Origin of the sequence: Pseudomonas sp. IT-P176 (assembly GCF_949767245.1) — a bacterium.
Lineage (GTDB): Bacteria > Pseudomonadota > Gammaproteobacteria > Pseudomonadales > Pseudomonadaceae > Aquipseudomonas.
This window is the reverse complement of sequence record NZ_CATKPN010000044.1, coordinates 1-20774: the sequence shown is the minus strand read 5'-3', so window position 1 is coordinate 20774 and position 20774 is coordinate 1. Positions and strand designations below refer to the sequence as shown.

General features: G+C 59.8%; 17 protein-coding genes. 10 read left to right on the top strand and 7 right to left on the bottom strand.

Annotation, left to right across the window (positions count from 1 at the left end; genetic code table 11):
- Positions 1-36: 36 nt before the first annotated feature.
- Positions 37-819, bottom strand: coding sequence for a transporter substrate-binding domain-containing protein (locus tag ACM6IP_RS12115; protein ID WP_095169080.1), 783 nt, complete (start codon positions 817-819; stop codon positions 37-39).
- A gap of 27 nt (positions 820-846) precedes the next feature.
- Positions 847-1608 (bottom strand): ATP-binding cassette domain-containing protein, encoded by a 762-nt coding sequence (locus ACM6IP_RS12110; protein WP_143501217.1) that lies wholly within the window; start codon positions 1606-1608, stop codon positions 847-849.
- A 400-nt stretch (positions 1609-2008) separates the two neighbouring features.
- Here ACM6IP_RS12110 and ACM6IP_RS12105 point away from each other — a divergent pair, with 400 nt between their 5' ends.
- Positions 2009-3055, top strand: coding sequence for an ornithine cyclodeaminase (locus ACM6IP_RS12105; RefSeq protein ID WP_095169079.1), 1047 nt, complete (start codon positions 2009-2011; stop codon positions 3053-3055).
- Positions 3056-3070: 15 nt separating this feature from the next.
- Here the strand turns inward: ACM6IP_RS12105 and ACM6IP_RS12100 are convergent, their stop codons facing one another.
- Entirely contained in the window at positions 3071-4069 is a 999-nt protein-coding gene (locus tag ACM6IP_RS12100) for a bile acid:sodium symporter family protein (RefSeq protein ID WP_159996501.1), read from the bottom strand.
- 83 nt (positions 4070-4152) lie between these two features.
- On the opposite strand from ACM6IP_RS12100, the gene ACM6IP_RS12095 reads away from it, so the two are divergent.
- The 6 genes from ACM6IP_RS12095 (at position 4153) to ACM6IP_RS12070 (ending at position 10264) form a co-directional block, all read left to right on the top strand.
- The gene (locus tag ACM6IP_RS12095; protein WP_414861566.1) at positions 4153-4941 is read left to right on the top strand and encodes an AraC family transcriptional regulator; all 789 of its coding nucleotides are present in this window, start codon (positions 4153-4155) and stop codon (positions 4939-4941) included.
- Between the two features lie 136 nt (positions 4942-5077).
- Positions 5078-5683, top strand: a complete 606-nt coding sequence (locus ACM6IP_RS12090; protein WP_159996503.1) for an SCO family protein — start codon at positions 5078-5080, stop codon at positions 5681-5683.
- Positions 5683-6153, top strand: a complete 471-nt coding sequence (locus ACM6IP_RS12085; protein ID WP_414861565.1) for a copper chaperone PCu(A)C — start codon at positions 5683-5685, stop codon at positions 6151-6153. The genes ACM6IP_RS12090 and ACM6IP_RS12085 overlap by 1 nt, the downstream gene beginning before the upstream one ends.
- 95 nt (positions 6154-6248) lie before the next feature.
- A complete protein-coding gene (locus tag ACM6IP_RS12080) occupies positions 6249-6755 on the top strand; it encodes a sigma-70 family RNA polymerase sigma factor (protein WP_095169074.1) in 507 nt (168 codons plus the stop codon).
- Positions 6752-7720, top strand: a complete 969-nt coding sequence (locus ACM6IP_RS12075; protein ID WP_414861564.1) for a FecR family protein — start codon at positions 6752-6754, stop codon at positions 7718-7720. Before ACM6IP_RS12080 ends, ACM6IP_RS12075 begins: the two co-directional genes overlap by 4 nt.
- 102 nt (positions 7721-7822) lie before the next feature.
- On the top strand, positions 7823-10264 hold the full coding sequence (locus ACM6IP_RS12070; protein WP_414861563.1) for a TonB-dependent siderophore receptor: 2442 nt from the start codon (positions 7823-7825) through the stop codon (positions 10262-10264).
- 116 nt (positions 10265-10380) lie between these two features.
- Here ACM6IP_RS12070 and ACM6IP_RS12065 read toward each other — a convergent pair whose 3' ends face one another.
- The 4 genes from ACM6IP_RS12065 to ACM6IP_RS12050 all read right to left on the bottom strand — a co-directional run bounded on the left by ACM6IP_RS12065 (position 10381) and on the right by ACM6IP_RS12050 (position 18542).
- Positions 10381-11031 carry a response regulator gene (locus tag ACM6IP_RS12065; RefSeq protein ID WP_414861562.1) on the bottom strand — a complete coding sequence of 217 codons (651 nt, stop codon included), beginning with the start codon at positions 11029-11031 and terminating at the stop codon, positions 10381-10383.
- A complete protein-coding gene (locus ACM6IP_RS12060; RefSeq protein ID WP_414861561.1) occupies positions 11028-14297 on the bottom strand; it encodes an ATP-binding protein in 3270 nt (1089 codons plus the stop codon). Before ACM6IP_RS12060 ends, ACM6IP_RS12065 begins: the two co-directional genes overlap by 4 nt.
- Before the next feature lie 14 nt (positions 14298-14311).
- Positions 14312-17230: an ATP-binding protein gene (locus ACM6IP_RS12055; RefSeq protein ID WP_414861560.1), complete on the bottom strand. Its 2919-nt coding sequence runs from the start codon at positions 17228-17230 to the stop codon at positions 14312-14314.
- 88 nt (positions 17231-17318) lie between these two features.
- Positions 17319-18542, bottom strand: a complete 1224-nt coding sequence (locus tag ACM6IP_RS12050) for an EAL domain-containing protein (RefSeq protein WP_401127496.1) — start codon at positions 18540-18542, stop codon at positions 17319-17321.
- 173 nt (positions 18543-18715) lie between these two features.
- Between ACM6IP_RS12050 and ACM6IP_RS12045 the strand changes: the two genes are divergently transcribed.
- From ACM6IP_RS12045 to yghX, 3 genes are all read left to right on the top strand, one after another.
- Positions 18716-19051, top strand: a complete 336-nt coding sequence (locus ACM6IP_RS12045) for an Imm51 family immunity protein (protein ID WP_414861559.1) — start codon at positions 18716-18718, stop codon at positions 19049-19051.
- A 166-nt stretch (positions 19052-19217) separates the two neighbouring features.
- On the top strand, positions 19218-19727 hold the full coding sequence (locus ACM6IP_RS12040; RefSeq protein WP_414861558.1) for a MaoC family dehydratase: 510 nt from the start codon (positions 19218-19220) through the stop codon (positions 19725-19727).
- A 62-nt stretch (positions 19728-19789) separates the two neighbouring features.
- A complete protein-coding gene (yghX, locus tag ACM6IP_RS12035; protein ID WP_095169065.1) occupies positions 19790-20677 on the top strand; it encodes a YghX family hydrolase in 888 nt (295 codons plus the stop codon).
- Positions 20678-20774 lie beyond the last annotated feature (97 nt).

The following is a 20774-nucleotide window of genomic DNA, read 5'->3' as shown; positions in this document are numbered from 1 at the left end:
CGATGGCGGCCTCAGCCACGGCGACCCGGTTTGTCGTCAGAAGGCAGGTTTCACGCTGGTTCCGAAATAGTGCTGCGACAGGTCGTCATAGTCCTTGCTTGCCAGCAGGGTCTGGATCGCCTGGTCGAGGCGCGCCTTGAGGGCGGCGTCGTCCTTGCGCAGGCCGGCGCCGACGCCTTTGCCGAAGATCGGGTCGTACGGCACGGTGCTCAGGTACGCGAGGTCCTTGGCATCGGCGGTCTTGACGAACTCGGTCATGGCGGTGCCGTCGGCCATCATCAGGTCAAGACGCCCGGCGATCAGGTCGGCGTTGGCCGAGTCCTGGGTGTCGTAGTACTTCACGTCGGCGATTTTTTCGTATTTGGCCTTCAGGTAGCTGGCGCTGACGGTGGAGTTCTGCACGCCGATGATCTTGCCCTTGAGGTCATCCGGGTATTTGCTCACCGAGCTGCCCTTGGGCCCGACCACGGCGATCGCCGAATCGTAGTAGGCCTTGCTGAAGGCGATCTGTTTCTCGCGTTCGGCGGTGACTGACATCGAGGAAAAAATCACGTCGATCTTCTTCGCCAGCAGCGAAGGAATGATGCCGTCCCACGCCACCTCCTTGATCTCGCACTCGGCCTTCATCGCGCTGCACAGCTTGTGGATCAGGTCGACTTCAAAACCCTTCCACTCACCGTTGGGCTGCTTCTCGGTGTACGGCGGATAGGGTTCGGCCGCCACCGCGAACCTGATCGGCTGTGCCTGCGCGGCGCTCATGCCGGCCAGCATCACGCAGGCCACGCCCGTCAACCAGTTTGCCAAACGTCGATTTGCCATGATGTTTCCCCGTCTTGTTATTGTGTTTTAGCGAGTCTGATGAGCGTTGACGAACTGTCGGCAACGCTCGCTGCGTGGGTGTACAAACACTTGGTCCGGCGTACCGGTTTCCTCGATCAGCCCCTGATGCAGGAAGGCGACATTGGATGAGACATCGCGGGCGAAGGCCATCTCATGGGTCACCAGGATCATGGTCCGGCCTTCTTCGGCGAGCGAGCGGATCACCCGCAACACTTCGCCCACCAGTTCCGGGTCGAGTGCCGAGGTCGGTTCATCGAACAGCATGACTTTGGGCCGCATGGCCAGGGCCCGGGCGATGGCCACCCGCTGCTGTTGGCCGCCGGAAAGAAACGCCGGGTACTCGTTGCGCTTGGCCGCCAGCCCCACCCGTTCGAGCAGGGCTTCAGCGCGTTCGGTGGCCTCGGCCCGGCTCTCGCGCAGGACCTGGGTCGGCGCCTCGATCAGGTTCTCCAGCACCGTGCGATGGGGCCAGAGATTGAAGTTCTGGAACACCATGCCCAGGCTCGAGCGAATCCGCACCAGTTGCCTGGCGTCGGACACCAGCGGCGCACCAGGACGGGAATGGTTGAGGCGGATGCTTTCACCGTCCACCAGGACGCGCCCCTGGTCCGGCACTTCGAGCATATTGATGCAGCGCAGCAAGGTGCTTTTGCCTGAACCACTGGCGCCGATCAGCGAAACCACTTCGCCTTCGCGGGCCGTCAGCGAGACGCCCTTGAGCACCTCGATGTTGCCGAAGCGTTTATGCAGGCGATCGACTTCGATCATTGTCCGGGCGGCCTGAGGAATCTCCCCGACGTCAGCATCCGGGCCTGGGATTCGCTCTACCAAGGGTGAAAACCGCATGCCAGTGCCTCATTCGAAGTGAAGAAAGCCAAGCCCGCAACCAGCCGGGAACAGAAGGTGCGCTCAACATAGTTCAAGCTGAACAGTCGTTCAACAGAAAACTCAGCGCGGTTCGCGTTCGATGCCAACAGGTCGTTTTCACGACAGTCCGGGCGCTTTCCCGATGCCCACAGCCGATTCGGCTGTGGGCCCGGGGTATTCGACCGCAACCGCTGCGCCATGGCCACGGATTGGCCGAGATAGACCGGCGCTTACCCCGACAATGGCGCTATGGCCAACCCCCTGCATCTCCCCCTCAAACGCTAATAAAAAAGGTACGCCCATGACCCGTTACGTTGACGTCAATGACCTGAGCCGCCTCGTCCAGGCCAAAGGCCTGACCTGCTGCCTGACTGAAATGGCCGAGTACATTCGCCAGGACTACCTGCGCTGGGAAGACTTCGAGAAATGTGCCCGCCTGGCCAACCACTCGCCGGAGGGCGTGATCGAGTTGATGCCGGTGTCGGATGCCGCGCTGTACGCCTTCAAGTACGTCAACGGTCACCCGAAAAACACCCATAACGGCATGCTGACGGTCATGGCCTTTGGCGCGTTGGGGGATGTCGATACAGGCAAGCCGGTCCTGCTCAGCGAGATGACCCTGACCACCGCCATTCGCACCGCCGCCACCTCCGCCCTGGCCGCACGCTACCTGGCCCGGCCAGACAGTCGGCGCATGGCGCTGATCGGCAACGGCTCGCAAAGTGAATTCCAGGCCCTGGCATTCCACACCCTGCTGGGCATCGAAGAACTTAGCCTGTACGACATCGACCCGGCCGCCAGCGCCAAACTGCAGGCCAACCTGAGTGCCTACCCGGCCCTGAAGATCACGATTGCCGCCAGCGTTGCCGATGCCGTGCGCGGAGCCGATATCGTCACCACCGTGACCGCCGACAAGGCCTACGCGACCATCCTCACCCCACAAATGATCGAACCCGGCATGCACCTCAATGCCGTGGGTGGTGACTGCCCTGGCAAGACCGAGTTGCACCGCGACATCGTCGAGCGGGCCCGGGTGATCGTCGAGTACGAACCGCAAAGCCGCATCGAGGGCGAGATCCAGCAGATGCCCGCGGATTCGCCGGTGATCGAATTCTGGAAAGTGGTCAACGGCCAGGAACAGGCTCGACGAAGCGCCGACGAAGTCACCCTGTTCGACTCCGTGGGCTTCGCCCTCGAGGACTACTCGGCCCTGCGCTACGTGCTGGACGTGGCCAAGGCCCTGGACATCGGCAGCGAAATTGAACTGGTGCCGACGCTACAGGACCCGAAAAACCTGTTCGCCTTGCTGCAGCCGCCCGCGGCCACCGCCCACTTGCGCCGCGCCTGAGCAACCGCCCTCGGCTCAGGGATCGACCTGGCCCATCAGTTCGGCCACCGTCTCCGGGCGTTTGGCGTAGCGCTGGGCCAGCACCGCACAGACCATCAGTTGAATCTGGTGGAACAGCATCAGCGGCAGGATCAACAGGCCGATAGTGCTGCCGGCGAACAGCACCTGGGCCATCGGCACGCCGGTGGCCAGGCTTTTCTTCGAACCGCAGAACAAAATAGTGATGCGGTCTTCCTGGTTGAAACCAAAGGCCTTGCCCAGCAGCGTCGCCGCGATCAGCACCAGCGCCAGGACGATGCAGCAGGCCAGCACCAGGCCCGCCAGTTCCCACAGCGGAATCTGCTGCCACAGCCCTTCGTTCACCGCCTCGCTGAAGGCGCCGTAGACCACCAGCAGAATCGAGCCCTGATCGACGAATTTCAGCCAATGCTTGTTGCGCCCTACCCAGGCGCCGACCCAGCGGCGTGCGATCTGCCCGGCCACAAACGGCAGCAGCAACTGCAGGCTGATCTTGAGGATGGCATCGAGGGTCGAGCCGCCGTCGCCGTGCACATTCAGGAGCAAGGCCACCAGCAAGGGCGTGAGGAAGATCCCGAACAGGCTGGACGCCGCCGCACTGCAGATGGCCGCCGGAATGTTGCCGCGCGCCAGGGAGGTAAAGGCAATCGCCGACTGCACCGTGGCCGGCAACGCACAGAGGTAGAGCATGCCCATGTACAACTCATTACCGACCATCGGTGAGAGCAGCGGCTTGAGCGCCAGGCCCACCAGCGGGAACAGCACAAAGGTCAGGCCGAACACCAGTAGGTGCAGGCGCCAGTGGCCGGCACCGGCGATGATCGACTCACGAGACAGTTTGGCCCCATGCAGGAAAAACAGCAGGGCAATCGCGCCGTTGGTCAGCCAGCCAAAGCCGACCGCGGCCTGGCCGCTGACGGGCAGCAGGCTGGCCAGGAGCACCACGCCGATCAGGGTCAGGGTGAAGTTGTCGGGCAGGAAACGAGGACGGGTCATCGGTATCATCCGGGGGTTGCCAAGTACGTAGCGGCGACTCTAACGTGACTGCAGATTACCGACTAACGCCAAAGAGCCAGCAGATGCCGCGTAAAGGACATGACCAGAGCTACCGGCGCAGTGTGCCCGGGCTGCCCAGCCTGCCACGACCGGTCTACGGGCGCACCGAGTCACTGCCCAATCGCGCCCTGACCCGCCGCCACAGCCATCCCTGGGTGCAATTGTCCTACGCCATTCAAGGGGTGCTCGAGGTGCAGACCAGCGCCGGGCGCTTCGTCGCGCCGCCGCAACGGGCCGTGTGGATCCCCGCCGGCGTGCCGCACCGGGTGTTCAGCTCGCCGCGCACGGAAATGCGCAGCCTGTACCTCGATTGCAGCGTCACCGCCTGGGCGCAGCCGCGATGCCACGTGCTCGGGGTCAGCGACCTGTTGCGCGAACTGATCCGCCGCTTCAGCCAGATGCCGGTGGAATACCAGGAAGACGGCGCCCAGGGTCGGCTGGTGCAGGTCCTGCTCGACCAATTGGCCGAGGCGCCGCAGATCGACTTGATGCTGCCCCTGCCACAGGACAGCCGCCTGCAGAAAATCTACCAGAGCCTGCAACTGCACCCGGAGCAGGCCACCACCCTGGGCCACTGGAGCGAAAAATTCGCGGTCACCGAAAAGACCCTCAGCCGCCTGTTCCTGCGCGATACCGGCCTGACCTTCCGCGCCTGGCGCCAGCGCTTGCGTCTGCTCGGTGCGCTGACCCCGCTGGAGCAGGGCGAGCGTGTCACCGACGTGGCGCTGGCCTGCGGCTACGACTCGACCTCGGCCTTCATCGCCGCCTTCCGCCAGCAATTCGGCGCCACGCCCGGGGAGTTCTTTCCCTGAGCGCACGACTCCCTTGCTGCGACCAATTGTCCCGAAGCCGGCACCCATCGCCGCGATTTTGATAGGATGCTGCCCTTTCACGGTGACCCCCCTGCCAGGTCAACTCGACTGCCAGGTGGCCAAAGGGCGTTGACGCATGAGTGTTTTGATGAATCGCCGCAAGGTGATTGCAGGTATGGGGCTGTTGGGCCTGGGGCTGCTGACCGGCTGCGACACTCGCGGCGAGCTGTCGTACAAATACGGCAAGGACCTGAGTGACAAGATCCTCGGGCGCACCTTCAAGTTGAAAGACACCAATGGCGATGTGCAAACCCTGTCGAGCTTTCGCGGGATGATGCCGATGGTGTTTTTCGGGTTTACCCAATGCCCGGCGATCTGCCCCACCACGCTTGCGCGTGCGGCGAAAATCAAGAAGCTGATGGGCAAGGATGGCGACCGCCTGCAGGTGATCTTCATCACCCTGGACCCGGAACGCGACACCCCGCAAGTACTCGACGCCTACGTCAAGGCTTTCGACCCATCGTTTGTCGCGTTGTACGGCAGCCTCGAAGAAACCGCGGCCACGGCCAAGGAGTTCGACGTGTTCTTCGAGAAGGTCCCCAGCGGCTCGACCTACACCCTGTCCCACACCGCGACCAGTTATGTTTATGACTCCAGGGGCACCTTGCGCCTTGGATTGTCCCAGTCACTTTCGGCACAAGAGTGTACGGAAGACCTGCTCACCGTCATGGAGGTCTGCTAATGACCGCATCGTTCAGCAAAAGCCGTATCAAACAGTTGCTCCTGGGTATTTCCCTGCTGGGCCTGGCCTTGCAGGCCTCGGCCCAGACCCAGGTCGATGACGCCTGGGTTCGCGCCACCGTCGCCGGGCAGCAAGCCACCGGGGCGTTCATGACCCTGACCGCCAGCACCGACAGCAAGCTGCTGGGCGTGCAATCGCCAGCGGCGAAAATCGTCCAGGTGCATCAGTCGACCATGAAGAACGACGTGATGAGCATGCAACCGGTGGAGTCCGTCGCCCTGCCTGCCGGCAAGGCGGTGTCGTTCGACCCCCACGGCTACCACGTGATGCTGATCGACCTGGTGGCCCAGGTGAAGGAAGGCGACAGCGTGCCGCTGACCTTGATCGTCGAAAACGCCAAGGGCGAAAAAGAGTCGATCGAGGTCAACGCCCCGGTACGGGCGCTGAACATGGCCGACCACAAGATGTAAACCAGGGTCGCGGCGTACCGGTTGGCGATTGCAGTGTTGATCCTCTCGAAGGTAGTATTGAGAACGATTCACACTAACATCTGGAAAGCCGACCGGTGCAACCCCCTTCGACCCGCAAGCTGGGCTTCTTCTTCAGCGACCATCACCGCTGGCTGTTGCAGCATATCCAGCGTCGCCTGCGCAATCACGCGGACGCCGAGGACACTGCCGCCGATACCTTCTGCCAGATGCTGGTGGCCCGGGTCGACCCCGACAGCATCGAACAACCGCGCGCCTTCCTGGCGACCATCGCCCGCCGCCTGATCTTTGACCGCCATCGTCGGCGCAAGCTGGAGCTGGCGTACCTGGAACGCTTGTCGGCACTTCCCGAATTGCTCGCGCCCTCCCCCGAAGAACAATTGCAGCTGATTGAAGCCCTGGTGGCGATTGACCGGGCCCTCGACGGCTTGCCCCTGGTCGTCAAGGCCACCTTCCTCTACAGCCAACTGGACGGCCTGACGTACGTCGAGATCGCCCGTCGGCTGGACTTGTCCGAGCGCACCGTCAGCCGCTACATGAAACAGGCCCTGCGCCAGTGCTGCCTGAGCGAGATGAGCTCATGAGTGCGCCGCGCCTGGACCCTCTCAGCGAGCAGGCCATCGACTGGATGGTCAAGCTGCGCGCCGGCCAGCCCGACGCCGGACTGCAAGAACGCTTCAATGCCTGGCTAGCCATGGACCCTGCCCACGCACAGGCCTGGGCCACGTTGCAGGAACGCCTCGGCGGCTCGTTCAATACCCTGCGCGCCCTTGATCGACGGGTTCCCGGCCAGGCCGCGCAAGCTCGACAGCTGCTCCTGCAACCCCAGGGCTCGCGCCGCGATGCGCTACGGCTGATCGCTGGCCTCGGCCTGCTCGGTGGCGGTCTGTGGCTGGGGGCGCGCAGTCCACTGGGCGACAACCTGTTCGCCGACCTGCACACCGGGCGTGGGCAGCGCCGGGACTTCAACCTGGCCGATGGCAGCCGCCTGAGCCTGAACGCCGAGAGCGCGGTCGACCTGCAGTTCGATGGGCAGCAACGACTGGTGATCCTGCGCCACGGCGAACTGCTGATCCAGGTGGCCGCCGATCCCCGGCGTCCGTTGCGCGTACGCACCGCCCAAGGCGAAGTGTGCGCGCTGGGCACGCGTTTCCTGGTGGCCCAGGAGCGTGATGCCAGCCGGGTCCTGGTGCTTGAGCATACAGTCCAGGCGAGCCTGTTCGACGGCAGCCAGGCGGTCCTGCAGGAAGGCCAGTCGGCTCTGCTCTACCGGCAACGAATAGTCCGTCTCGCCGGTGATCAACGCCATCGCGCCGACTGGTTGGACGGGCGCCTGAACGTGCTCGACGAACCTCTGGAACAGGTGGTGAATGCCCTGCGCCCCTACAGCCGTGGTTTTGTCCGGGTGGCCCCCGCGATTCGCGATCTGCGGGTGCAAGGGGTATTCCCCCTCAACGACCCGGACAAAACCCTGGCCGCCCTGGCGGAAACCCTACCGATCCGGGTCCAGCGCTACAGCCCCTGGCTGACCCTGATTCAAGCGAAATGACAGTCGCCAGGATTATTTTTTGAAAATCGATCTTATTTGTGTCTGGTTTTCATTTCTCATCCCACCTACATCCTGACACTTCCACACGATCAGGAGAACGCTGTGTTTAACCCGTGGCCCAATGCCCTTTCCTTCGCCGTTGCCCTGGCAACCCTGGCCAGCCCTGTCCTAGTGCAGGCGCAGAGCCTGTCCTTCAACCTCCCGGCCGGTCCGCTGGCCCGCACGCTGAATGCCATTGCCAGCCAGAGCGGGCAGATCATTTCCCTGGACCCTGGCCTGGTACGGGACAAGCTGGCACCCGCCGTGATCGGCCAGATGCCCACCGAGCAGGCCCTGCACACGGCCCTGGCCGGCAGCGGCCTGCAACTGCGCGTGACCGGGCAAGGCAACTACAGCGTCGAGCCGACCACGGACAGCCAGGACGCCCTGCAACTGGGGCTCACCAGCATTGTTGAACAAAGCACCGACGCCACCACCGAGGACTCGGGCTCCTACGCCGCCCGCGCGGTAACCATCGGCAAGGGCAGCCACAGCCTCAAGGAAATCCCCCAGTCGGTCAGCGTGCTGACCCGCAAGCAAATGGATGACCAGGGCCTCACCGACCTCAAGGATGCGGCCAACCAGACCACCGGCCTGGTGGGCGTCCAGGGCGTCGGCAAAGGTATGATCCTGACCTCCCGCGGGTTCCAGATCGATGACTGGCAATACGACGGTGTGCCAATCCCGCGCAATACCTACGCGCTCGGCAACTGGGCGACCCAGGACCTGATCTTCTTCGACCGCATGGAAGTGCTGCGCGGTGCGTCCGGCCTGCTCCAGGGCGCGGGCAGCCCCGGCGGTGCGATCAATCTGGTACGCAAGCGTGGCCAGAACGCTCCGACCGTGGCCCTCACGGCCAAGGCCGGGACCTGGGATCACTACGGCCTGCAACTGGACGCCGGTGGTCCGCTGAACAGCAGCGCCACCGTGCGCGGCCGGGTGGTGGCGGACGAGGACCAGAGCCAGTCGTTCATCGACTATGAATGGAGCAAGACCCATTCGTTGTACGCGGCACTGGACTTCGACCTGCAGGACGACACCACCCTGGGCCTGGCCGTGAGCAATTCCGACGCATCCGCCCGGCCCATGCTGCGGGGCCTGCCGCGCTACGCCAACGGCGATCCGGTGGACGTTCCGCGCTCGACCTACACCGGCTCCGGATGGAACCGCTCGCACATCGATGTCACCACGGTCTATGCCGACCTCGAGCACCGTTTCAACGACGACTGGAGCGCCAAGGTCGGCGCGGTACGCATGAGCGAAAACAACGACTCGACCCAACAGCGGGTGCAAAGCAGCGGGGATGGCCTCAACCTTGATGGCAGCGGTGTGCAATATGCCGACTGGGTCACCGACTTCGACTCCACCAAGGTCGGCCTGGACGCTAACCTGGTCGGCCGCTTCGAAGCCCTGTCGATGGCCCAGGAAATCATCGTCGGCGGCAACTACTCCAAGTTCACCTCCGATGACCGCATCGCCCGGACCTTCAACGACAGCAGCGACAGTATTTTTGCGATCAACCACCAGCGCCCCGCCATCAGCTACGAAAGCCTGCTCAACACCCCGGGAGGGCGTGGCACCAGCAGCAGCTACGACATTCGACAAAAAGGCCTGTACGGCACTTGGCGGGTCAAGCCGATCGAGCCCCTGACCCTGATCCTTGGCAGCCGGGTCAGTTGGTATGACTACCGCTACAGTGCCTCCAACGAGGCGGCCATCAGCCACGTCGTTACTGTCAATGAGCCCAGTAGCATGAGTGAAACCGGCGAAGTCACGCCCTTCCTCGGCGCCATCTACGCGCTCAACCCACAATGGTCGGTCTATACCAGCTACACCGACGTGTTCCAGCCGCAAAGCGAGCGCGACGCCAGCGGCTCGGTGCTCAAGCCGGTGATCGGCAGCAACTACGAAATCGGCCTCAAGGGGGAGTTGCTGGACGGACGGGTCAACACCTCGCTGGCGCTGTTCCGTTATGACCAGGAAAATCGCGCGGTAAATGACGTCGCGGCGGGCTATGCCTGCGATGGCTGGTACTGCTCGACGGCCTCGGGCAAGGTCCGCAGCCAGGGGTTGGACGCCGAGATCAGCGGCGAAGTGCTGGACGGCCTGCAACTGTTTGCCGGCTACACCTACAACACCACCAAGTACCTCGACGACCCGGTCAACGAAGGACGAGTCTTCAGCCAGTGGACGCCCAAGCATATGTTGCGGGTGTGGAGCGACTACCAGTTCAGCGGCGACTGGCGCCAGGTCAGCACCGGCCTGGGCTTCACCAGCCAAAGCCACACCCTGGGTTACGAGCGCACCTATGACGTCCCGGGCTACACCCTCTGGAACGCGCGCCTGGGCTATCAACTGAGCCCGGAAATCGGACTGGCGCTCAATGCCAACAACCTGTTCGACAAACACTACTACGCGGCGGGCTACAACCAGCTCGATGGCAACAACAACTTCGGCGACCCGCGCAACCTGATGTTCAGCGTCAAATACACGCCGACGTTCTGAACCCACAACCTGCGCCTCAGCGCCGGACATCAGAGGATGCCCGGCCTGCGTAAATGGTGGTAGGACAGAGTCTTCAATCGAGCATCATCGAATGCTCCCGACGTGACCTTTGACGGTCACAGCAGGCCATTTCTCATTGCATACTCATACAACTCTTTATCGTTACTGATTCCCAACTTTTGTTGTGCCGAAATTTTCTGATGACTGATCGTCTTGACACTGCGACTCAATATCACTGCGATCTCCGAAACGGTATGCCCGCCGACAAACAGCCTGAGCACTTCGGATTCTTTTTTCGACAACGCCTTTTGATCATATTCACCCCTGGAATTCATATGATCCAAGCGAAACTCGTGGAGCAACTTTTTGACTTCCGTGCCGATGTACCGCTCCCCGGACGCGACTCGTCGTATGGCATCCACCACATCGTCCTGGCGCCCACTCTTCAATAGAATGCCGTCGGTGCCTGCCGCGAGAATATTCTCCAGGATCGAGGGGTTGGTCATCATGGTCAGGATGATCAACTTGACGTCTGGATAACGCCGCTTGACGAAGGAGACCAACGTCAGTCCATCACCATGGGCCCCGCCGGGCATGTAAAAGTCGCTGATCAGAATGTCCGGCTGCACTTTATCCATCAGCGCGACCAATTCGGTCGAGTCGCCAGCCTCGCCACACACCTCGATGCCCGGTTCGTGCTCAAGGGACATCCGTACACCCAGCAAGACAATCGGATGGTCGTCAGCCAGAATCACTTTCAGGTTCATGAAGATGCCTCAAGAATTGGACTCAAATACTGCGCCAGCTGCTGCACATATTCATCCAGGCGATTGAGTCGACCCAGTTGGGCCTGGTTCTCAATTTCCGAGCACAGGTGCGCGGCGTCCAACTCGCCAATAGTCACCAACGCACCCTTCAAGCGATGGGCATGTTGAGTGACAACGGTTGTGTCTCCTTCTGCCAGCGCTGCCAACATGGCTGACCAATCTTTCTGCGTGGTTGAAATAAACAGGTCGCGCATAGCGGGCTTAATTCCATTCAACGTCAATACGATATTCGATTCAGGTGGAGTGTCCGCGGCCGCTTCGACCAGCACTCCCACGGCAACCAGTGCAGCCCGCAAGCTGGCCAGGGAAACCGGTTTGGCAAGATGGGCATCCATACCGGCGTCTCGACAACGCTCACCCTCTTGCGCATGAGCATTGGCGGTCACCCCCACGATAGGGGTAGTGAGCCCTGCTTCGCGCAGTTGCCGGACCAACTGATAACCGTCCAGGTTAGGCATGTTGACGTCGGTCAGCAGCACATCGAAGGTCAGTCCGCGCTGCCAGAGTTGCAGCGCCTCCCTGCCGTCGGATGCCAGGGTGACCCGACAGCCTAGTTGCTCCAGTTGCTCGGTCAGTACTATTTGATTGATTGGGTGGTCTTCTACCGCAAAGACATGCAACTGTTTTTGCCCGCCAGGCAGATGATCGATGGGCTGGACGCTGGCCGCACTCTCGCTGGGGGATTCACCGCTGGCAAGCAGCAGGGCCTTTAACAACCCTTGCTGGCAGATGCTGCTGACATGCCAACCGTCGTCCTGCCATTGCGGGGTTGGCAAGCCATCGCGATCAAGCCAGATAACACCTGCGTAACGTTCGTCTGGCTTGACCTCGCAGGATTGAGGCCAGCCCACCACCAGGTATTCATCGTCTCGGACCGGTGTCGGGTTTGCCGCGATCAACTGCACATGCCCTCCGGCATGCTCAATCAACGCGAGAATGCTTTCGCGCTGATCATTCGCCTCCGCCAGGACGTGATAGCTCGCCAACTCACTCAAGCGTATCGAGGGTGCGGGACCGGCGATAGGCAGTGTCAGCAACACGGAAAAACTACTGCCCAGGCCGACCTCGCTGACCAGCTCGATTTCGCCCCCCATCAACCGGACCAGTTGCCGGCAGATCGACAGCCCCAGCCCGGTTCCACCGAACCGTCGCGCCGTGGTGTTTTCAGCCTGGATAAAGGGTTCGAACAGGTGCTCCTGGGAGTCCCTGGCAATGCCAATGCCTGAGTCGGTCACCTGCAAGCGCATTGCCAATTGCCCCTCTTGTGCAGGAGCCGGGGTCAACCGCACGACAATTTTTCCACTGTCGGTGAACTTCACCGCGTTGCTCAGCAGATTGCTCAGCACCTGTTGCAAGCGATTGCTATCACCTATTACCAAGGGCACATCAGGTGGCAAGCAGCAGTAGAGCTGCACGTGCTTTTTCTCCGCCAGGCTGCTGAAGCTCCTGACAATCCCTTCGATCAACTCCACCAGATTAAACGCAGCGGGGACCAGCGCCAGTTGGTTGGCTTCGATCTTCGAGTAATCGAGGATGTCATTGATGATCTGCAACAGGTTACTGGAGGACAGCTCAATATTTTTCAGATGATCGCGCTGTTGAGGCGCAAGCGCGGTCTTGCCCAGCAACTCCAGCGACCCCAACACCCCATACAAGGGTGTACGAATCTCATGACTCATCATTGCCAGGAAAATCGATTTGGCCTGGTTTGCCTCGTCGGCAGCGGCTTTGGCCCCTGACAGCATCAGCTCGGCGTTCTTACGCTCACTGTCGTCGACAAAAGAGCAGAACACTGCCGGCTGGTCGTGATAATTGACCTCCACCAGCGCCGCAAGAACATGCACTAACTTGCCACTAGCCTGCTCATGCGCATCCACTTCGACTTTGCAGGTGCCGGAGCTTTCCACACTCGACACCTGCAAAAAGTAGTCTTGCAGTTTGCGCTCTGGCTCGACGCTATTAATCGCCAAGGTCAACAATGCACGGGACTGTTCATTCTGGATTAACACCTGCCCGTCCGCGCGCCGGATCAAACACAAGCCAACGGGTGAAAAATCCATCAACACCTGAATCAACTCACGGCTTTCGGACATCTTCATCACATTTTTCTGCGCAGGGAACAGCAAATATTTCTTAAACCCCAACGCGCCCAAAAAGATAAAAAACCAGCCGATGAAAAGTCCTAGAACAGACATGACAACCGGAGCGATGTTGTCAAAAAAAACTACGCTCAAGGGGATGCTGTAGACCACCCGCCAACTCGACATGGGGGCCACGACATAAATCTGCAGCCACTTGCCGTCAATTACGTAGTCCAGATTGGTTATCCCGCTCATCGACAGGGCCTTGGCCTTTATCCTGTCCAGGTTCCCCAGCTCCGGGTCAGCCACCACTAACTGTCTGTCGGGATTAAATAGGGCCAGGCTCATGCTGTATTTCTGCAACCATTGCCGATCAACCAGTTCCGCGACGGGTACCTCGCCCACCAGAAAAGACTGCAGCTTGCCGTCCTGGCTATAGTTCGGCGTGTAGCAGCCAATCACCGATGTTTCAGACAAGGCGCTCGAGTACGGCGCTGTCCATACCGCCTCCCGCGCTTTGTCGGTTGCACGGTTGTAGTTGCTCAAAATCGGGGCTCGAACCCTGGAAATATAGTTAGCCAAGGCGTCAGGATCACGACTGACTTCATCCTTCCAGTCTCTCATTGCACTCGGCACGCTAAACAGCAGATCTTCATCTGCAGCCACCAGAAAACGATGCCGACGCTTGTAAGCGTCATGCCAGGCCGTACCCTCGATATAGGACACGTATTTGGCCTGGGTAATGAAGTTTGCTTCACCCTCCTCCGTAGCGGCCGGTCTACCCCGAAGAAACAGGCCATGCCCGAACCCGGCCACACCATCAATCTCGGTCACCGACTGAGGGAGCAGGCGAATCATGTCAGCGGCTACACCGCCGTGGTTCACCGTGCCGGCACTGATTGCCGAATGGATTATTTTCGAGGTGCCTCGGACGAACAAGGACTCCAACTCCGTACGCAAGAACAGCGCCCGAGTATGTTCACGACTCCAACTGTCATAACGACTGATGGCGGTGACAAAAACACTGTAAAGATGAAAGCAGAAAAATACACATAACAACAAAACGCCTAGGGCGGTCGCACAATCAAGCAATCGCTTCGACAACTGAAATTGCCTTTTTTCCACTGGGCTACCTATCCTTAGTACGCCTGAGAACACCCCGGCTGTTGACTATGTATAGCAACTTTCGGACCTTCAAGGCGGTCCTTGTTCAGCAATACTCCTTCAAGAACCTGCCTCAACCCCTGCAACGAAACAGGTTTTCCCAGATGCGCGTCCATGCCTGCGAGCCGGCATCGCTCCTCATCTTCAGCCAGCGCATTGGCGGTTATCCCGATAATCGGCACGGTGATCCCCTGTTGCCGTAGCTGCCGGACCAACTGATAGCCATCCAGCCGCGGCATGTTCACGTCAGTCAACATCACGTCGTAAGTCTCACCACGAAGCCAACGTTGCAGAGCTTCAGCGCCATCACTGGCCATGGTCACAATGCAACCCAACTGCTCAAGTTGCTCGGCCAACAGCAGTTGATTGACTGGGTGATCTTCAACGGCGAGAACCCGCAAATTATTGAACCCCGGTATGGGCACATGCACCTGATTCGAGACCATCGGAGGGGCACCACCCAACATGTGCAGGGCCTGCAGAAGTCCTTGCTGGCTCACATAGCTGACGTGCCAGCCATTTTCTCGCCACTGGGGTGTCGGCAACCCTTCAAGATCCAGCCAGACAACCCCGGCAAATCCATCAACCTCAGTGTCGGCAAGACCGTAGGTCCCCACCACCAGGAGCGTGCCTGGCGCGGGATGCAACGACGGCGACCAGGCTTCAACCTGCGCTCCCGCGTGGCTGATCAACGCGCTTAACGCATCGTACTGATCACAGGTATCCACCAGGATCTGAACCTTGGGCCGGCCGTTGAGACAGATCGACAACGCTGGCTGGGCAATGGGCAACTCCAGGGACAAGGTGAAGCTGCTCCCCAGGCCCAACTCACTGACCAGATCGATTTGCCCGCCCATCAACTGCGCCAGCTTACTGCAGACCGACAGGCCCAGGCCGGTGCCGCCAAACCGGCGGGAAATAGAGGTGTCTGCCTGTATAAAAGGCTCGAACAACATGTCTTGTTGGGCCTTGGCGATTCCGATACCCGAGTCCGCGACCTGCAGCTTGATCGCGTAATGACCGGGACGGCTTTCATGCCCATAGAGGCGAACGACAATCTTCCCGCAGTCCGTGAACTTCACGGCATTGCTGAGCAGGTTGCTGAGAACCTGCTGCAACCTATTGCGATCCCCAACCAGCAGTGGCAGGTCGGGTGGCAAGTAGCACTGCAGCTGTACGCGTTTCTTCAAGGCCAAGGGGACAAAACCTCGAACTACCGCCTCGACAAACTCAACCACGTTGAAGGGCCCGCACTCCAGCACCATCTGATTGGCTTCGACCTTCGAGAAATCCAGGATGTCGTTGATGATTTGCAGCAGGTTGCCGGAAGAAAAACCGATAACGTCCAGGTAATCGCGCTGCTGCGATTGCAGTTCGGTACGCCCGAGCAATTCCAGGGTGCCAAGCACGCCATACAGCGGGGTGCGAATCTCGTGACTCATCATCGCCAGGAAGGTTGATTTGGCTGCATTGGCGACATCAGACGCTTGCTTGGCCGCCGCCAACATCAACTCGGTATTGCGTCGAGCACTGTCGTCAACGAACGAACAGAACAGCACCGGTTGCTCGTGATAGTGCAAGGCAGCCAAGGAAAACTGGATGTGCCGAGGGCTTTGATCGGTCACTGAAAACGCAGTCACTCCCGACCTGAAAGGCTCCAGGGGGTCATTGACCGGGACGCTCAAGAAGTACGCTTGCAGGCTTTGTCGCTGGCCGTCCACCTCGACTTGCAGTTCCAGCAATCTTTTGGCCTTTTCGCTTTGCAGCAGAAGCTCACCGCTCTCCCGGTTCAGCACGCAGATACCGACGGGGGCCAAAGCCAACATCGTCCGGTTGAATGCCTCGCGCTCCAGCAACTGGGTCGCCTGCTCCTGCGCCGGTAGAAACACGGCTTTTTTGACATATTTGAGCAACAGAACAGCAGAAACGAGGGCGACGACAAATAATAATGCCCCCCAGACAAAGCTGTACTTCACTTGAGCAACGACATCCAGGTAGTCCGCGTAGTAGACGATCCAGCGCTGCCCCCTACCTAACTCTTTTTTCAGGAAGATCTTGAACACCGGGGCGCCAGCAGTGGAAAAGCCGTCGCTAGCGTTTTTAAGCACATTGAGGAAGTTCGCGTCCAGTTGCCCCTTGCCCTCGAGCTTTGACCCGCTCTCCTCCACCGGCAGGCCATTTTCGTCGAGCACCAGGAACTTGATCGACAGATGCGCAGCAGCGTCCAATTCCTGTTTGATGGACTCACGAACCTGACTGTATGGCACTTCCACACCAAGCCACGCCCCCGGAATTGCCCGGGACGAAATTGGCTCGAATATATAAGACTTTCTATTACTGCCACTGCCCAACCTGAATATTCTAATTGCGCCGACATTACTCTCTGGCTCGAAGCTGTGCAGCTTCGCAGCAATCAAACTCAAATGATCGGGCGTGTCTGCCTGCGCTTTAAAGATATAGCGAACTTGGGCGCTAAGCCGATTGACATAGATCAAGTTAATACCGGACTGCCGAAGCTCCTCCTGGCGTTGTCCGGAAAGATAAAGCACCCCCTCGCCTCTCCCAGCAAGGGTTCCCGTACCAAGATAGAAGGTTTTTTTATCCAGGGTATTATTCTGGCTATTGGCCTCTGGAAAAATATCAATGGACTTTATCAAGCCTGACAACAACAGCTCAGAGGACTCGAAAAAGTCCCGACCTTGGGTATAGCCGTTATTGAAAACTTTCCGATAGTCGGATATTTCAGCCGTTACCGAAGCATAGCCATACATGGCGATGCAGCCCATAACACCCATGACAAAGGCACCGGCCAAACAGTTGATCAACCGCAACGCAAACCCAGGGTGGAGGATCGAGTCTATTTGCAGCAGGTTTAAAATACGATTCTTGATCATTCAAAAATGGTATCTATCACCCGCCCGCTAAAACATAGGAAGATTCTTAATCAGCCCCTCACCGACGACCAATGTCATTAGTTACTCGTCAACTTTTCGACCTGCACAAGAGCCCTTCAACTTGCGCCTCGGCCACCGGCTTGCCCAACAGGAAACCCTGCACCGTATGGCAGCCAAGACGCTGCAACAGGGCCAGGTCCAGTGGGTCTTCCACGCCTTCGGCGATGATTTTTATGCCCAGGCGCTGGGCCAGGGAAATACTACTTTCGAGTGCCGCCTGGGCCGACAGGTTTTTATGGGCGCCTTGCACAAAGACACGGTCGAGTTTTATTTCATCGAAGGGCACTGACATCAAGTTCAGCAACGACGAGTACCCAGTGCCATAGTCGTCAATGGATAATTTGAAGCCTTTGAGCTTCAGCCGGGCAGCACCGGCAAGGTAATCACTGAAGCGATCGGTAATCGTGGTCTCGGTCAGCTCCAGCATGAGTGCCGCCGGGTCGCCGCCGCAGCCTCTAACCAACTCCAGCAAGCGCTCGGGCAGCGATTCCTCTACCAGCAGAGAGACCGGGATATTAAAAGAGATGGTCAGATCCGGATCAGTTTTGCGCCAGACTTTTAGCGCTTTCAGCGCACTTTCCAGGAGCATCGAATTAAGGTGATTGACCCAGCTTGATTTAACGATGGTATCGATGAACACCGCGGGCGCAAGCATGCCCCGCACCGGATGATCCCAGCGCGCAAGCACTTCCAGCCCCACCACCCGCCCGGTCTGGGTGTCATATTGGGGTTGGTACCAGGGTATGAATTGCTTGCGGATCAACCCCTCCAGGATCGAGGCCGAATTGTCGTTGAGTTGCACACTGGATAACGCCTCGACCTGTGCACCGGCGCACCCCAGGCCAAAGCCCTGGATCACCGAAACAAACTCAGCCAGGACAAAGGGCTTGGATAATGTCCGGAAATTATCAAAGCCCAGTGACAACGCCAGGCGCTCAACCAGTTGCATCAGAGAAACAGGCTGGGAAGACAGCACGATCAGGTTGGGTTTGCAGGCCAGATCCCCCAGGCGCTTGATAAATACAATGCCATCCATGGCAGGCATCGCCAGATCACAAATGACCAGGTCATAGGCTTTCGACTGAAGCATCTCCAGGGCCAGGGCCCCATCCGACGTACTGTCGACGTTCACCCCCAGATCGGAACGCAGTTGCTGGGCGACATACTCGCGTTGAAAATCATGGTCTTCGACCAATAGCACGGTAAATGAATCAGCCGCACGGCCAAGGCTCATTATTATGTGATGGCTCATCTAGCTCCCCCTTGCATTACACCGATATAGATCGTCCATAGGCGGTTTTATTCGTCTAAAAACGGCGAGCCTATACCTGGGGTTTCTCAGTGAAAATGAGACGATTCGCAATATTGATCAATCGATTCCGCACTTACAAAACCAGGCAGCATCGACACCTTTGAGAAAGTTCGATGGAAGCCAAGACCCACGTGTTCAAGAGCCTTCAATGCGGGGACTGGAGCGGCAATGGCTACGATTGGAGCGCCATCGCCCAGATGCTGATAAAGAAGCGCCTGCCAGGCGTGCAGGGCCTGCTGTCGTTTACCCCCGACAACCGTATGTTTGCCGCATACGGCCCGCATTGGGCGCTTGAACGCCTGGGCGAGGCGATGAGCGCAGTCTTTCATGACGACGCTGCGCTTGAAGACCTGCTGTCACGCGCCGACTGCCTGATGCCCGGAGTGGTCGCACGACTGTGTTTCTGGGGGACCTGCGTGCGCCAGGCAATTGCTCGCATTTTCAAGTAAGCGCCAGGCATTCAGACAAGGATCCGGTGCTTGTGTTGGCGCAGTCTACGCAGGCAGCTGCCGACCTGGCTTGTACCTGTGCGGGTGATGAAATTGCTCATTGACGCAGGACCACCCGCCGCTTATTGATAGGCCCCGCCGATCACTACAATAAAAGGACGACTCATTGACCAGCCTCAGACAGCGTGCCGCCCAGGGCCTGAAGGTGGGCGACAGCTTCACCCTCAGCCGCCACTTCAGCGAGGCCGACATCCAGGACTTCGCGAAAATTTCCCGTGACTACAACCCGGTGCATTGTGATGCCCGCTTCGCCGAGGCGCGGGGCTTTCGGGCGCCGGTGTCCCACGGCCTGCTGACGGCCAGCCTGCTCACCGAAATCGGTGGACAGATTGGCTGGTTGGCGGCTGGCATGACATTCGAATTCAAGAAGCCGGTGTATGCCGGCGACCGCATCACCTGCCACTGGGTCATCACTGAAATCACCGACAACGCCCGGGCCAAGGCGGTAGTAACCATGACCAACGAAGACGCCGTTGTGGTGTTGCAGGCCCATACCAGCGGCATCGTACCGAGGGCAGAAGAACGGCAAATCCTCAGCCGAATGCTGGCCGAAGGCGACCCCAGCAACGGCGCCCGTGAAGCCTGCGCCCTGGCGACGCCTGCTATGCTGCTCTGACACCGCGACGCCGAGATCCCCTGCTGCTGGGGTCCGTCAACGATTTTCACGGGAGCGCACAGATGAACCGTCTCACTGCGAAAGACTTTGCCCCTGAACTGCTGGAACTCTACGACTACTACGCCCATGGGCGAATCAACCGCCGCCAGTTCCTCGATCGAGCGGCGTTGTTCACCTTCGCCGGCATGAACGCCAGTGCCCTGCTCGCCGCCCTGAGCCCCAACTATGCGCTGGCCGAACAGGTGGCCTTTACCGACCCGCAGATTCTCGCCGAGTACGTCACTTACCCCTCGCCCAAGGGCCATGGCGAAGTTCGCGGCTACCTGGTGCGCCCGGCCAAGGCCAGCGGCAAGCTGCCAAGCGTGGTGGTGGTGCATGAGAATCGCGGGCTCAACCCCTATATCGAGGATGTCGCACGGCGCCTGGGCAAGGCCGGCTTCCTCGCCCTGGCACCCGACGGCCTGAGTTCGGTGGGCGGTTATCCGGGCAACGATGACAAGGGTCGCGAGTTGCAGGCGAAGGTCGACCCGGCCAAGCTGATGAACGATTTTTTCGCCGCTATCGAGTGGCTGATGAAACACGACGCCAGCAACGGCAAAGTCGGGATGACCGGCTTCTGTTATGGCGGTGGGGTGTCCAATGCCGCCGCGGTGGCCTACCCGGAACTGGCCGCGGCCGTGCCCTTTTATGGCCGCCAGCCGGACGCCAAGGATGTACCACGGATCAAGGCGCCGCTGCTGTTGCACTACGGCGAGCTGGACAAGGCAATCAACGAAGGCTGGCCAGCCTATGAGCAGGCCCTGAAGGCCAATGGCAAGACCTATGAAGCCTACATCTACCCCGGCGCCAACCACGGCTTCCACAACGACTCGACCCCGCGCTACGACCAGCAAGCCGCTGAACTGGCCTGGAGCAGAACCCTGGCCTGGTTCAATCGATACCTGGTCTAGAAGCTGCCCTGACAAAGGACCAAGTTGTTCGCAGATTTTGCATGTACCCACTCAACCTGTGGGAGCGAGCCCTGCTCGCGAAAAGCCTGAGGGCGCT